The 13823-nt window shown below is 58.6% G+C and carries 13 protein-coding genes; 4 read left to right on the top strand and 9 right to left on the bottom strand.

Annotated elements, in window-relative coordinates:
* Window positions 1-43: 43 nt before the first annotated feature.
* Window positions 44-424, top strand: coding sequence for a RidA family protein (locus FEZ62_RS08510; protein ID WP_069899893.1), 381 nt, complete (start codon window positions 44-46; stop codon window positions 422-424).
* A gap of 43 nt (window positions 425-467) precedes the next feature.
* Here the strand turns inward: FEZ62_RS08510 and FEZ62_RS08505 are convergent, their stop codons facing one another.
* Window positions 468-1331 (bottom strand): SDR family oxidoreductase, encoded by an 864-nt coding sequence (locus tag FEZ62_RS08505; RefSeq protein WP_172927397.1) that lies wholly within the window; start codon window positions 1329-1331, stop codon window positions 468-470.
* A gap of 96 nt (window positions 1332-1427) precedes the next feature.
* On the opposite strand from FEZ62_RS08505, the gene FEZ62_RS08500 reads away from it, so the two are divergent.
* The 3 genes from FEZ62_RS08500 to FEZ62_RS08490 all read left to right on the top strand — a co-directional run bounded on the left by FEZ62_RS08500 (window position 1428) and on the right by FEZ62_RS08490 (window position 6040).
* On the top strand, window positions 1428-2354 hold the full coding sequence (locus FEZ62_RS08500) for a hydrogen peroxide-inducible genes activator (RefSeq protein ID WP_090509935.1): 927 nt from the start codon (window positions 1428-1430) through the stop codon (window positions 2352-2354).
* 3 nt (window positions 2355-2357) lie between these two features.
* Window positions 2358-4433, top strand: coding sequence for an ATP-dependent DNA helicase RecG (recG, locus tag FEZ62_RS08495; RefSeq protein WP_172927396.1), 2076 nt, complete (start codon window positions 2358-2360; stop codon window positions 4431-4433).
* 200 nt (window positions 4434-4633) lie between these two features.
* Entirely contained in the window at window positions 4634-6040 is a 1407-nt protein-coding gene (locus FEZ62_RS08490) for an aminoacyl-tRNA deacylase and HDOD domain-containing protein (protein ID WP_172927395.1), read from the top strand.
* Window positions 6041-6045: 5 nt separating this feature from the next.
* On the opposite strand, the gene FEZ62_RS08485 is transcribed toward FEZ62_RS08490, so the two are convergent.
* The 8 genes from FEZ62_RS08485 to FEZ62_RS08450 all read right to left on the bottom strand — a co-directional run bounded on the left by FEZ62_RS08485 (window position 6046) and on the right by FEZ62_RS08450 (window position 13791).
* Window positions 6046-6774, bottom strand: coding sequence for a hypothetical protein (locus tag FEZ62_RS08485; protein ID WP_172927394.1), 729 nt, complete (start codon window positions 6772-6774; stop codon window positions 6046-6048).
* Window positions 6775-6825: 51 nt separating this feature from the next.
* Entirely contained in the window at window positions 6826-7218 is a 393-nt protein-coding gene (locus FEZ62_RS08480) for a helicase (RefSeq protein WP_069899899.1), read from the bottom strand.
* Window positions 7219-7458: 240 nt separating this feature from the next.
* Window positions 7459-7731 carry an HU family DNA-binding protein gene (locus tag FEZ62_RS08475; protein WP_069899923.1) on the bottom strand — a complete coding sequence of 91 codons (273 nt, stop codon included), beginning with the start codon at window positions 7729-7731 and terminating at the stop codon, window positions 7459-7461.
* 188 nt (window positions 7732-7919) lie between these two features.
* The gene (locus FEZ62_RS08470) at window positions 7920-9068 is read right to left on the bottom strand and encodes an FAD-dependent oxidoreductase (RefSeq protein WP_172927393.1); all 1149 of its coding nucleotides are present in this window, start codon (window positions 9066-9068) and stop codon (window positions 7920-7922) included.
* Between the two features lie 79 nt (window positions 9069-9147).
* Window positions 9148-9315, bottom strand: coding sequence for a rubredoxin (locus tag FEZ62_RS08465; RefSeq protein WP_069899925.1), 168 nt, complete (start codon window positions 9313-9315; stop codon window positions 9148-9150).
* Between the two features lie 117 nt (window positions 9316-9432).
* Entirely contained in the window at window positions 9433-9600 is a 168-nt protein-coding gene (locus FEZ62_RS08460; RefSeq protein WP_069899926.1) for a rubredoxin, read from the bottom strand.
* Window positions 9601-9743: 143 nt separating this feature from the next.
* Complete coding sequence (locus FEZ62_RS08455) at window positions 9744-11444, bottom strand: L-lactate permease (protein ID WP_069899927.1); 1701 nt, start codon at window positions 11442-11444, stop codon at window positions 9744-9746.
* Between the two features lie 172 nt (window positions 11445-11616).
* The gene (locus FEZ62_RS08450; protein WP_150547910.1) at window positions 11617-13791 is read right to left on the bottom strand and encodes a malate synthase G; all 2175 of its coding nucleotides are present in this window, start codon (window positions 13789-13791) and stop codon (window positions 11617-11619) included.
* Window positions 13792-13823 lie beyond the last annotated feature (32 nt).

Here is a 13823-nt window from a genome sequence, read left to right as displayed (position 1 = left end):
TGCACGTGGGCCAAGCCCGCGCAACCTTCAACTGGAGAATCTCATGAGCAAGAGCGTTATCACCAGCGACAAAGCACCTGCAGCTATCGGCACCTACTCTCAGGCGATCAAGGCTGGCAACACTGTGTACATGTCCGGCCAGATCCCGCTGGACCCGAAAACCATGGAACTGGTTGAAGGCTTTGAAGCCCAGACCGTTCAGGTATTCGAGAACCTCAAGTCGGTTGCAGAAGCTGCTGGCGGCTCGTTCAAGGACATCGTCAAACTCAACATCTTCCTGACCGACCTGTCGCACTTCGCCACCGTCAACGAAGTGATGGGCCGTTACTTTGAGCAGCCATATCCAGCTCGCGCCGCCATTGGTGTTGCGGCGCTGCCAAAAGGCGCTCAGGTAGAAATGGACGCGATTCTGGTCATCGAATAAGCGTTTTTGAGCAGGGGCGCGCTAAACGCCCCTGCTCTGCTGCTCAGCTCAAATCCTGCAGGATAGCGGCATAGCCTTCGCGATAACTCGGGTACTGCGGCGTCCAGCCCAAAGCCCGCGCACGCGCATTACTGCAACGCTTACTCCCCGCCCGGCGCACTGTCGCCTCATCCCCCGCCCAATGCGTCACGCCTAATTGCTCGCGTAACCACGCCACCACTTCGTGCAGGGGCGCAGGCTGATCATCGACGCCGATGTAGCAATCCTCCAGCGCAACGCCGCGCTCATCTGCTTGCAGTAAAAAGGCCAGCAGGCCGCTCGCGTCATCGACATGAATGCGATTGCCATACAGCGGCGGCTCGACCGCGACCCGATACCCTTCACGCACCTGATTGATCAGCCATTTACGTCCCGGCCCGTATATTCCGGTGAGGCGCACAACAGTGGCCGGCAGGCCAGCGGACAACGCCACCTGCTCGGCTTCGAGCATGATCCGCCCGCTAAAACGCTCGGCGCCGACTGGCGAAGTTTCATCCACCCATTCGCCCTCCTGCTGGCCGTAAACGCCACTGCTCGAAACAAACAGCACGCGCTTGGGTTGCTGGCCGGACTGCGCCAACCAGCCCAGCGTACGTTTTAGCCCATCGACATAAGCTGCGCGGTATCCAGCCTCATCGGACTGAGTCGCGGCAGCACAATAAACCAGATAATCCAGCGCTCCCGCCGGCCATTGAGCCGGGCAGGCAGCGGCCTGCAAATCAGCCGTGACCGGTTCGATCTGCGGCGGCAATTGCGCCGTGTTGCGGCGCAGCCCAAACACCTGCCAACCCGCCTGAGCCAGCCGTAAGCCCAAGCGCGTGCCGACGTCACCACACCCTGCAATCAATACCCGCGTAGCTGTTGGCATGCGATTCTCCATTATTTTCACCTGCGAGCAGTTTAGCGCGGTTGGTTCATTGCATTGCAAAGGCTATGCTAGGGCGGTACTTAATGGATGGACGCTATGACCCTTACTGAACTGCGCTATATCGTCACCCTCGCTCAGGAGCAGCACTTTGGCCGTGCGGCCGAGCGTTGCCATGTCAGTCAGCCGACGCTTTCGGTCGGGGTCAAGAAACTCGAAGATGAACTCGGTGTGCTGATTTTCGAGCGCAGCAAAAGCGCCGTGCGCCTGACGCCTGTTGGTGAAGGCATCATCACGCAGGCACAGAAAGTTCTGGAGCAGGCTCAGGGTATTCGTGAACTGGCTCAGGCGGGTAAGAACCAGCTCGCCGCACCGCTGAAAATCGGCGCGATTTACACCGTTGGCCCGTACCTGTTCCCGCATCTGATTCCGCAGCTGCACCGTGTTGCTCCGGAAATGCCGCTGTACATCGAAGAAAACTTTACTCACGTCCTGCGCGACAAACTGCGCACCGGCGAGCTGGATGCAGTGATCATTGCCCTGCCGTTTCAGGAAGCCGACGTGCTGACCAAAGCCCTTTACGACGAGCCCTTTTACGCACTGATGCCGAGCGGCCACCCGTGGACTGAGCTGAAATCGATCGACAGCAAGCTGCTCAACGACAAGAGTCTGCTGCTGTTGGGCGAAGGTCACTGCTTCCGCGATCAGGTACTTGAGGCCTGCCCGACCCTGCGCAAGGGCGGCGAAGATCACGCCAAGCACACCACCGTGGAATCCAGTTCGCTGGAAACCATTCGCCACATGGTTGCCTCCGGTCTGGGCGTATCAATCCTGCCGCTCTCGGCTGTCGACAGCCACCATTACGCGCCAGGGATTATCGAAGTGCGTCCGCTGAGTGCGCCCGTGCCCTTTCGCACCGTGGCCATTGCCTGGCGCGCAAGCTTTCCACGGCCCAAGGCGATTGAAATTCTCGCGGACTCGATCCGCCTGTGCTCGGTCTCTCGCGCACAACCGCAAAGCGTATAAGCAATGACCGAGTTGGCAGCGGTTCCCGTAACTGCACTTAAAGGTGTTGGCGCGGCCATGCAGGAGAAGCTCACCAAGGTCGGTCTGGAAAACCTTCAGGATGTGCTGTTTCACTTGCCGTTGCGTTATCAGGACCGCACGCGCATTGTGCCAATCGGCTCGCTGCGCCCCGGTCAGGATGCTGTGGTTGAAGGCACGGTTACCGGCGCCGACATTGCCATGGGCAAACGCCGCAGCCTGTTGGTGCGCCTCAACGATGGTACCGGCACGCTCAGCCTGCGCTTCTATCATTTTAGCAATGCGCAGAAGGAAGGCCTCAAACGTGGCACCCATCTGCGCTGCTACGGCGAGGTGCGTCCCGGCTCATCGGGGCTGGAGATTTACCACCCGGAATACCGCGCGCTCAGCGGTGAGACGCAAATTGCCGTCGAACAAACCCTGACGCCGATCTACCCGACCACCGAAGGCCTGACCCAACAGCGCCTGCGTCAGCTCAGTGAACTGGCGCTCGCCCGCCTTGGCCCGCACAGCTTGCCAGACTGGCTGCCGGAAGAGCTGGCTAAGGAATACCAATTGGGCCCGCTGGCCGAGGCTATTCGCTATCTGCACCGGCCACCCGCCGATGCCGACATTGAAGAACTCGCCGAGGGCCGACACTGGGCGCAACACCGCCTGGCTTTTGAAGAACTGCTTACCCATCAGCTGTCGCTGCAGCGCCTGCGCGAGAGTGTTCGCGCGCAACAAGCGCCGCAACTTCCAGTCGCCAGCAAGCTGCCTGCGCAGTTTTTGCACAATCTTGGTTTTGAACCCACCGGAGCCCAGAAGCGCGTGGGCGCCGAGATTGCTTACGATCTGGCACAGGATGAACCCATGCTGCGCCTGGTTCAGGGTGACGTTGGCTCCGGCAAAACCGTGGTCGCCGCCTTTGCTGCCCTGCAAGCACTGGAAGCCGGGTATCAGGTGGCGCTGATGGCCCCGACCGAGATTCTCGCCGAGCAGCACTTCATCAACTTCAGCAAATGGTTGCAGCCACTGGGGCTGGAAGTTGCCTGGCTGGCGGGCAAGCTCAAGGGCAAGGCCCGCGCAGCAGCGCTCGAACAAATCGCCAGTGGCGCGCCGATGGTGGTTGGCACCCACGCGCTGTTTCAGGATGAAGTGAAGTTTCACAAACTGGCGCTGGTGATCATCGACGAGCAACACCGTTTCGGCGTCCAGCAACGTCTGGCCCTGCGCAAAAAAGGTGTCGAGGCGCGACTCTGCCCGCACCAGTTGATCATGACCGCGACGCCGATTCCGCGCACGCTGGCCATGAGTGCTTATGCCGATCTCGACACCTCGATTCTCGATGAATTGCCGCCCGGGCGTACGCCGGTCAATACCGTCCTGATTGCCGACAGCCGCCGCATCGAAGTGATCGAGCGCGTGCGCACTGCCTGCAACGAAGGCCGCCAAGCGTATTGGGTGTGCACGCTGATTGAAGAGTCTGAAGAGCTGACGTGTCAGGCCGCCGAAACCACCTTTGAAGACTTGGCTGCCGCGCTGGGCGGGCTCAACGTGGGCCTGATTCACGGCCGCATGAAACCCGCCGAGAAGGCGGCGATCATGGAACAGTTCAAACAAGGCGCCCTGCAATTGTTGGTCGCCACCACCGTGATCGAAGTCGGTGTGGACGTGCCGAATGCCAGCCTGATGATCATCGAAAACCCCGAGCGCCTGGGGTTAGCGCAACTGCATCAGCTGCGGGGCCGGGTCGGTCGCGGCAGCGCTGCCAGCCATTGCGTGCTGCTCTATCACCCGCCGCTGTCGCAACTTGGCCGTGAGCGACTGGGCATCATGCGTGAAACCTGCGACGGCTTTTTAATTGCCGAAAAAGACCTGGAAATTCGCGGCCCAGGTGAAATGCTCGGCACCCGTCAAACCGGCCTGCTGCAATTCAAGGTGGCCGATCTGATGCGCGACGCCGATCTTTTGCCAGCAGTGCGGGATGCGTCAATGAGCTTACTGCAGCAGTGGCCGCAACATGTCAGCCCGCTGCTGGATCGCTGGCTGCGACACGGCCAGCAATACGGTCAGGTGTAACACTTAACAAGCCTGATACTCGACATTGGCATGGGAAAATGACGAAAAATTGGCACTTGATGACAAGTTAGGCGAAGATTGACCGCTACTGTCATCGATCAATCAGGATTCTGGGGTTACTCTTGCTCCATTGTTAAACTCTTGTCGCCTATTTAATCAGCCATTATTTCGATCTGTTATCGCCCAGAACCGGATATACAATGCCTCAAGCTCTCAATCCAGCTGTCGACTCTGCTACTGCGCCGCTCATCATCACACAACTGCTCGACAAGCTCGGCCTCAGTTATCAGGTTCACTCGGAGAAGGCCAGCATCCCTGCAGCCCAGCGCCTGCAAGCGATCATGCTGGAAGACAGCATCGGCGCCATGTTGCTGCTGTTTCGCCACGACCAACTGCTTGACCTCAACCGGCTCGAAGAACTTACCGGCCGCAAGCTCACGGTGCTCAAGCCCGAGCGCCTTGCGCGCATGCTCAGCCCGCATAACCTGAATACGCTGCCCGGTTTACCGCCGCTGACCAACTCGCCCTGCACCTACGACGAATCGATCCTGCAGGAGCCAAGCGTGTGGGTTGAGTCGGGCAAGCCCGGGGTTTTGCTCGAACTCTCCAGTGCTGACTTCAAGACCCTGCTGAACAAGGCCAGCTGTGCACGATTTGCCGAGCCGCTGGAACGAATCCGCATCAACCTTGATCGCCCCAACGATGATCCGGCAGAGATCAATCAGGCAGTAAAGGCGTTCACCGCGCGCCGCATTCAACAGCGCCTTGAAGAAACCATCGAAATCCCGCCGCTGTCCGCCACCGCCCGAAAAATCACCAAGCTGCGCACCGAGCCGGATGCAACCATCGACGACATTACCGGCGTGGTCGAAACAGATCCCGCGCTGGCAGCGCAGGTGGTCAGTTGGGCGGCTTCACCCTACTACGCCGCGCCGGGGAAAATTCGCTCGGTAGAAGATGCAATTGTCCGCGTGCTGGGCTTTGATCTGGTCATCAATCTGGCCCTGGGGCTGGCGTTAGGCAAAACCCTGGGCCTGCCCAAAGATCATCCGCAGCAAGCCACGCCCTATTGGCAGCAAGCCATTTATACCGCCGCAGTCATTGAGGGGCTGACCCGCGCCATTCCTCGTGAACAACGCCCGGAGCCGGGCCTGACCTATCTCGGCGGGCTTTTGCACAACTTCGGCTATTTGCTGCTGGCGCATGTATTCCCGCCACACTTCTCGCTGATTTGCCGGCATATCGAGGCCAATCCGCACGTGCCACACAGCTACATTGAGCAGCATTTTCTGGGCATCAGCCGGGAGCAGATCAGCGCGTGGCTGATGCGTTACTGGGACATGCCGGAAGAGCTCGCCAACGCGCTGCGTTTTCAGCACGACAGCGACTACAGAGGCGAGCACGCGCAATATGCCAACCTGATTAACGTTGCAGTCGGGCTGCTGCGTAATCGCGGCATCGGCCATGGCCCCGACCGCGAAGTTCCGCAGGAGCTGTTTGACAGGTTGGGACTGAGCCGTGACAAAGCCAATCAGGCGGTAGACAAAGTGCTTGAGGCCGAGGCCACGCTACGCGAACTGGCGTTGCAGTTTCAGCCCATCCACTAACCGGATCAGAGCTTGGCGCGGCGCTCAGCGAACAGTTGCGGCATCAGCTCGATGCTGCGCTGCAATAGGCGGCTTAACTCAGGCTGCTCATAAAGCGCGGCATACTCAGCAACCTTGTCACTCGGCTGCTGGCGATACGCGAACAGCATGAAGGACTCAACGGCTGAGCTGCTCGACTCGCGCAATACCGGCATTTGCGCGGCAGTCTGTTCGGCCAGCTGGGCTTCATCGGCGTTCTTGTTCTGCGCCTTGAGGGCCATCAGCGCCTGCGTCTTGGCGACTTCATAGCGCAGTAACGTGGCCATATCGGAAGTACGCGCCGCCGCATCGAGACGATGCACCAGCTCAACACGTGAACCGCGCGGCGGCTTCGCCTTGAGCTGCTGACGATACGCTTCCAGCGCCTCACCGCCGCCCTCACCCACCGCCCGTTCAGCTTGAGTGAACTGCAGCGCCAGCGGGCTCTGCAAGGCCAGCTCTATGCGCTCAAGCTCGGCTTGCTGGAACTCGCCAGACATCTTCTCGGCGAGCTCTGCACAGAGTGGCTTGGCAGCAAACAGCTGATCGAGTTGCGGCTGCTCGGGCTGACCACGCTGGATCAACGGCGCGGCTTGCTCGCACAACAGGCTGATACCGGATAAACCAAATACCTGCTCGTAGTGTTGAGGGCTCGCCGGTTCGGCTTGAACCAGGGTTGCCCCCAGCAGAAATGGCAGCGCCAGCAGCAGTCGCATCGTTTATCTCCCTGAAGTTGAGGCGAATCTCACATTAAGCTTAGCGGCCACTCACGCAGCGCGTTTCTCGCTTTTGGGCTTCCTGGGTACAAGGTACTTGGTCAGCCCCTGGAACCAGATGACCAGCGCCGGATTGCCCTGAATCTGAATGTCTTTATTCTGAATGCCCTGCATAAACGCCAACTGCTTGTTCTTGGCATTCATGGTGGCGAAACCGTAGGCACCGTCTTTGAACCCTAGGGCAAATGCAGGCTCGCTGACCGGGCCGCGCTTGCTGGTAATACGTTGGTCTTTGACGATGAAGTGACGGGCGATTTTGCCGTCGAGCGTATGCAACTGGAAGACCATGTCGCGGTTCAACAGCTGCTCCTGAAACGCAGGATTTTCGCGACTAGCCTTGGCCATCAGACGACCAAGCATCCACAACAGAAAACGGAATTTCATGCACACAGCCTCGAAGCGAAAATGGATCGGCGGTGCATTGTAGCGATTTGCCCGAATGAGCTACAGCGGTCGTTGCGAGCGCCGCGAAACCGCGCAAATAAGGGCCTGATCACAACCAGCAACGCTAAAGTCTGACGTCGTATCTTTACCGCACAGCTTTAAACGCTAAAAGCATCCAGCAGCGCGCAAGTCGTGAACAGGCTCTTGTCCCGAGACATGCCACGCCCCGGGAAGCCGCACTCAGTTAACAGCGTCTTTGAGGGACTTGCCCGGTTTGAAAGCGACGGTGTTGCTGGCCTTGATGGTCACAGGCTGACCGGTTTGCGGATTCTTGCCGGTACGCGCACCGCGGTGACGCTGCACAAATGTACCGAAACCGACCAGCGTGACGCTGTCTTTACGGTTCAGTGCACCGGTGATTTCTTCCAACACTGCGTTCAATACGCGGTTTGCCTGGTCTTTAGTCAGATCAGCTTTTTCTGCAATCGCTGCAGCAAGTTCTGGTTTACGCATAAATGCCCCTATGACGGTTTGTTGTTGTTTTGTCCGGGCTGTTCCAGTTGAACAGCGCCCAAGGCGATACAGCGGCTCTACGCTGCTGCAATCACGTTGGAGGATGGCATGCGTTCAAGGGATATGCCAGCATCGTCCTACAGGAAAATAAGATGATTTTGTGGCGTACCCGACAGAAAGGAAGCTAATTACGCCAAAAGGGCCGGAAGTAGCTTATTCAGGGCCAATTTTTCCTGAACGGCAGTCCCAGTTAATGCGTAACCGAGCAGTTCTCCCGAGGCATTTCGGCACAGGGCTTTGATGTCGCCAGCGCTGCCTTCAACCGTCCATTCACCCTGCAAACCATGCGGCACTGGCGACACAACCAGAGGGCAGATTGGGGTTTTGACCGTAACCGGCATGGCGCCGTACTTCACCGCGGTCGGGTTACCGGCCAATGTTTGCGCCAACGCGCGCGCGCAACTCATGAGCGGCATGACGTAGAGCAAATTGAGACCGTCGACTTCGGCGCAATCGCCCAACGCGAAGATGTTGCTGTGCGAGGTGCGCAGCTCACGGTCAACCACCACGCCACGATTAACCTCCAGACCTGCCGCCATCGCCAGCGCCGTGCGCGGCCGCAAGCCAATTGCCGAAAGCACCAGATCACATTCGATCACCGCGCCATCCGACAACACCGCTTCAAGCGCCTCGCCTTTATGGTTAAGACGCGTGAGCACCGGCCCCAGATGGAAACGCGCGCCAAGCCCTTCAAGCCCTGCCTGCACGGCAGCTGCGGCGGCCGGGTGCAACAACGCGGGCATCACTTGCTCGCAAGGCGCCACGAGCTCAACCTGATAGCCGCCGAGCATCAGGTCGTTGGCGAACTCACAGCCGATCAGGCCGACGCCGAGCAACAGCACGCGTTTTTTACCTTCGGCCGCCGCACGAAAACGTGCGTAGTCCTCAAGGTCATTGATTGGGAAGACCTGCTCACTGGCATCGCCCTCAACCGGCACCCGAATCACTTCCGCGCCCCACGCCAAGACAAGATCGCGGTACGCCACAGCTTCTTCACCGACCCACAATTGTTTGTGGCCAGGGTCAATTCCGGTGATCTGGGTGTGGGTGCGCACTTCGGCATTCAACTGCTCGGCCATTGCGCCGGGCTCGGCCATGCTCAGGCTGTCGGCATCCTTGTTCTTGCCGAAACCAGTGGAAAGCATTGGCTTGGAATAGGAGCGGCCGTCATCTGCCGTAATCAGCAACAAAGGGGTTTCGCTGTCGAGCTTGCGGAACTCACGCGCCAGGTTATAGCCAGCCAGGCCGGTGCCGATAATTACGACCGGTGCAGTCATTATTGTTCGCCTCTTGATTAGATTTATAACGGCTGCAACCAGCCAAAAAACAGTTAAGCAGTAGTCGATTGGCCCGGTTTCAACTGATCTCGATCATCTCGAAATCGGCCTTGCCAACCCCGCAGTCCGGGCACACCCAGTCTGCTGGTATGTCTTCCCACGCGGTACCGGGCTCGATGCCTTCATCAACCAGCCCTTCGGCTTCGTCGTAGATGAAACCGCAGACCACACATTGCCACTTACGCATGTGAACCTCCGCCAGAGTTGCCGGTAATCATTGCTCTATTGTCTATCGCAGTGGCCACGCTTGGCCAGAACCACCAATAAAAACGGCGGCCAAGGGCCGCCGTTGGGGAAATCTGAATTAACCGATTTCGATCATTTCGAAATCCATCTTGCCAACACCGCAATCCGGGCAAAGCCAGTCTTCCGGTACATCCTGCCATGCTGTGCCGGCGGCGATGCCTTCATCAGGCCAGCCCTGACTTTCATCGTATACCAGCCCACAGACTACACATTGCCACTTTTTCATTTCAACCTCAGGTAATCGCAGGGTAATTGCGCGAGCAAACTAACGTAATTAGCCGAACCCGCCAAGCACCGCCACGACGAACGTGTATTAATCCACCAGGTGCCTGACGCCCCCAAAGACCGCCAGGCACCTGACTCAAGCGCTTACTTAGCCGCCATCAATGGATCAACGATGGACATGCCATACATCGCAATCATCGTCAGGCTGCCAGCAGCCAAGAGGTAGTACAGCGTTGGCAGCATGGTTTTGCGCAGGGTAATCCCTTCACGACCAAGCAAACCGACCGTTGCCGAAGCCGCGACCACGTTGTGGATCGCAATCATGTTACCGGCTGCGGCACCTACCGACTGCGCGGCCACCATCATCGCACCCGACACGCCCAGCAGGCCTGCTGCGTTGAACTGGAACTGCGAGAGCATCAGGTTGGAAACGGTGTTCGAACCGGCGATAAACGCGCCGAGACCGCCAACTGCAGGTGCGAACAGTGGGTAAATACCGCCCACGCTGTCAGCCACCAACTGCGCCATCGCCACCGGCATGGACACCAGATCAGAACCGTTGACACCGGAGTTGATCAGGATACGCACCATCGGAATGGTGAAGATCAGCACGAAACCAGCGCCCAGCAGGGTGCGGCTCGATTCACTGATGGCAGCGGTCAGTTCGGAGAAGCGCATGCGGTGCAGGAAGAAGGTCACCAACACCACCATGCACAGAATCCCGCCTGGCAGATACAGCGGCTGGATGGCACCCGACACGCCGGCTTCGCCGAGAATGTCAGTCCAACCGAAGCTCACTGCGCTCAGCGCGTTCTTCAGGTCCGGGAACACCCGCGATGCAACCAGGAACACCGCCAACAGCAGGTACGGCGCCCATGCCATCGGCACGGAGATCGGCGTTTTACCGGCGATGTCATCGAGTTTCATCTCGATCTTGCCCATCCACTCGGCTGGCCAGTCTTTGGCGTCAGCGAAATCCCATGTTTCCTTTGGCAGCAGGAAACCGGCCTTGGCCGCTGGAATAACGATTGCCAGACCTACCAGAGCACCGATCATCGACGGGAACTCAGGACCCAGGAATACCCCGGCAGCCATGTACGGCAGCGAGAAAGCCAGACCGGTAAAGATCGCGAACGGGGCCATTTGCAGGCCTTCCTTCCACGACTGATTCTTACCGAAGAAGCGGGTCATGATCGACAGCATGAACAACGGCATCAGCAAACCGATCACGCCGTGCAGGATTACCACACGCGAGACGATCATCTGGAAGAAGATGTCCCAGCTGCTGCCCAGTGTTGCCAGTTGTTCGGTCAGGCCGGTTTTATCCAGACCACCCGCAACACCCACCAACATTGGCGTACCCACGGCACCGAAGGATACCGGAGTCGACTGCACCATCATCCCCAAAACCACTGCTGCCAGAGCCGGGAAACCCAGCGCGACGAGCAATGGCGCAGCCACCGCAGCCGGCGTACCGAAGCCGGATGCCCCTTCAATGAAGCAACCAAACAGCCAGGCGACGATCAGTGCCTGCACGCGGCGGTCCGGGCTGATGCCCGAAAAACCACGGCGAATGGCACTGATGCCACCCGAATGTTTGAGTGTGTTGAGCAGCAAGATCGCGCCAAAGATGATCCACAGGATCGACGCGGTCAGCACCAAGCCTTGCAGACTTGAAGCCACTACCCGTACCAGTGACATGTCCCAGGCGGTTAACCCGATGATTGCCGTAAGTAAAAAAACCACCGGCATTGCGTATTTGGCTGGCCAGCGAAAGCCGATCAGCAAAACACCCGCCAGCACCAACGGCACGAATGCCAGGATCGAGAGCAAGGTTTGACTCATTTTGTGGGTCCCTTATTTTTTTTGTGAACCGCTAATTTCCCGGGCGATAACCCGGCGCCACGCATCTAGGGCATTCCTTCTGCCCCGAAGCCCAACAGAGTTACTGTATGGGCTAATGCTCAAAAGCCCCGCCAACGTTAATTGGCGGGGCGAATCTTGTTGCTATGTCACTTTACTGCTGCTTGAAGCGCAAACGCCAAGCATGCAGCAAAGGTTCGGTATAACCACTGGGTTGCTCACAGCCCTTGAATACCAGATCACTTGCAGCCTGGAAGGCTGCGGATTGCTGTGGATTGGTTGCCATTGGACGATACACCGGATCACCCGCATTCTGCTGGTCAACCACCTCGGCCATGCGCAGCAGGCTTTGCTCAACCTGCGCTTCGCTGATCACACCGTGGCGCAACCAGTTGGCGATGTGCTGGCTGGAAATACGCAGCGTGGCCCGGTCTTCCATCAGGCCGACGTTGTGGATATCCGGCACCTTCGAGCAACCAACACCTTGTTCAACCCAACGTACAACGTAGCCGAGAATGCCCTGACAGTTGTTGTCGAGCTCTTGCTGAATCTCGCTTGCGCTCCAGTTGCGCTCAGCGCTTACCGGCACGGTCAGCAGATCATTGAGCAAGCTGTTGCGCTGAGCGTTGAGATCAATCATCTCCAGCTCACGCTGAACCGCCTGTACATCAACCTGGTGATAGTGCAATGCATGCAGTACCGCAGCCGTTGGCGATGGTACCCAGGCGGTGTTGGCACCGGCTTTCGGGTGACCAATTTTCTGCTCGAGCATCGCAGCCATCAGATCCGGCATGGCCCACATGCCTTTACCGATCTGCGCCTTGCCGCGCAGGCCGCAGTTAAGACCAACCAGCACGTTATTGCGCTCGTAGGCCTGAATCCATGCGCTGCTCTTCATGTCGCCTTTGCGCAGCATCGGGCCCGCTTCCATCGCCGTGTGCATCTCGTCACCGGTGCGATCGAGGAAGCCGGTGTTGATGAATGCAACGCGCGCAGCGGCCTCAGCGATACACGCCTTGAGGTTGACCGAGGTGCGGCGCTCTTCATCCATGATGCCCATTTTCACGGTGTTGGCTGGCAGGCCCAACAGCGCTTCAACGCGGCCGAACAGTTGGTTGGCAAACGCCACCTCTGCCGGGCCATGCATCTTCGGCTTAACGATGTAGACGCTGCCAGTGCGCGAGTTGCCTTTGCGCTGCAGGTCATACATGGCGATGAGCGTGGTCATCACGCCATCGAGAATACCTTCCGGGATTTCAAAGCCTTCAGCGTCGATAATCGCCGGGTTGCTCATCAGATGGCCGACGTTACGCACGAACAGCAATGAACGACCATGCAGGGTCAGCGCCGAGCCATCCACAGCAGTGTACTGACGATCAGGATTGAGGCTACGGGTAATAACCTTGCCGCCCTTCTCCAGGTCTTCACGCAGATCGCCCTTCATCAGGCCGAGCCAGTTGCGGTAGATGACCACTTTGTCGTCGGCATCAACTGCAGCAACCGAATCTTCGCAATCGAGAATCGTCGACAACGCCGCCTCAATCAGCAGGTCTTTGACGCCAGCCGGATCGGTTTTGCCGATCGGGCTTTGCGCATCGATCTGAATCTCGACATGCAGGCCGTTGTTCTTCAGCAGCAGCGCGGTGGGCGCAGCAACTTCACCCTGATAACCGACAAACTTCTGTGGCTCGCGCAGGCCGCTCTCGCTGCCATCACGCAAGCTCACCAGCAATTGGCCATCGGCAATCTGGTAACGCACAGCATCAACGTGCGAGCCCTTGGCCAGCGGCGCTGCCTGATCGAGAAAACCGCGGGCGAAGGCAATAACCTTGGCGCCACGCACTTCGTTGTAGCCCGGGCCTTTGCTTGCGCCGTCAGCTTCGGAGATAGCGTCAGTGCCGTACAACGCGTCATACAGCGAGCCCCAACGGGCGTTGGCGGCGTTGAGCGCGTAGCGCGCATTCATCACCGGCACGACCAACTGCGGGCCCGCCTGAGTGGCGATCTCCGAGTCTACATTGGCGGTGCTGGCCTGCACGCTTGCAGGTTGCGGCAACAGATAACCGATCGACTCAAGGAAGCTGCGGTAGGCCGGCATGTCCTTGACTGGGCCCGGATTGGCGCGGTGCCACTGGTCCAGTTCAATTTGCAGGCGATCGCGCTCGGCCAGCAGCTGACGGTTCTTCGGTGCAAGATCATGCACCAGCGCCGCAAAGCCGCTCCAGAATGCTTCGCGCTCCAGACCGCTGCCCGGCAGCACTTCTTCATCAACAAAACGCTGCAGGTTGCTGGCCACTTGCAGGCCGTGGCAATTAACTCGATCGGTCATTTCAAAATCTCCTTTCAATGGGTTGCAAGGGG

Origin of the sequence: Pseudomonas sp. MS19, from assembly GCF_013277615.1 — a bacterium.
In the GTDB taxonomy this organism is placed as follows: domain Bacteria; phylum Pseudomonadota; class Gammaproteobacteria; order Pseudomonadales; family Pseudomonadaceae; genus Aquipseudomonas; species Aquipseudomonas marincola.
Note: the sequence above shows the minus strand (reverse complement) of the source record. Positions and strands in the feature narration are given on the sequence as shown.

Bases quoted from the DNA above. Each gene is read 5' to 3' on its own strand.
- FEZ62_RS08490 (WP_172927395.1), top strand. From the start codon at position 4,634: ATGCCTCAAGCTCTCAATCCAGCTGTCGACTCTGCTACTGCGCCGCTC.
- FEZ62_RS08465 (WP_069899925.1), bottom strand. From the start codon at position 9,315: ATGCGTAAGTGGCAATGTGTGGTCTGCGGTTTCATCTACGACGAAGCC.
- FEZ62_RS08470 (WP_172927393.1), bottom strand. From the start codon at position 9,068: ATGACTGCACCGGTCGTAATTATCGGCACCGGCCTGGCTGGCTATAAC.
- FEZ62_RS08450 (WP_150547910.1), bottom strand. From the start codon at position 13,791: ATGACCGATCGAGTTAATTGCCACGGCCTGCAAGTGGCCAGCAACCTG.
- FEZ62_RS08485 (WP_172927394.1), bottom strand. From the start codon at position 6,774: ATGCGACTGCTGCTGGCGCTGCCATTTCTGCTGGGGGCAACCCTGGTT.
- FEZ62_RS08455 (WP_069899927.1), bottom strand. From the start codon at position 11,444: ATGAGTCAAACCTTGCTCTCGATCCTGGCATTCGTGCCGTTGGTGCTG.
- FEZ62_RS08480 (WP_069899899.1), bottom strand. From the start codon at position 7,218: ATGAAATTCCGTTTTCTGTTGTGGATGCTTGGTCGTCTGATGGCCAAG.
- FEZ62_RS08475 (WP_069899923.1), bottom strand. From the start codon at position 7,731: ATGCGTAAACCAGAACTTGCTGCAGCGATTGCAGAAAAAGCTGATCTG.
- FEZ62_RS08505 (WP_172927397.1), bottom strand. From the start codon at position 1,331: ATGCCAACAGCTACGCGGGTATTGATTGCAGGGTGTGGTGACGTCGGC.
- FEZ62_RS08510 (WP_069899893.1), top strand. From the start codon at position 44: ATGAGCAAGAGCGTTATCACCAGCGACAAAGCACCTGCAGCTATCGGC.
- FEZ62_RS08460 (WP_069899926.1), bottom strand. From the start codon at position 9,600: ATGAAAAAGTGGCAATGTGTAGTCTGTGGGCTGGTATACGATGAAAGT.
- recG (WP_172927396.1), top strand. From the start codon at position 2,358: ATGACCGAGTTGGCAGCGGTTCCCGTAACTGCACTTAAAGGTGTTGGC.
- FEZ62_RS08500 (WP_090509935.1), top strand. From the start codon at position 1,428: ATGACCCTTACTGAACTGCGCTATATCGTCACCCTCGCTCAGGAGCAG.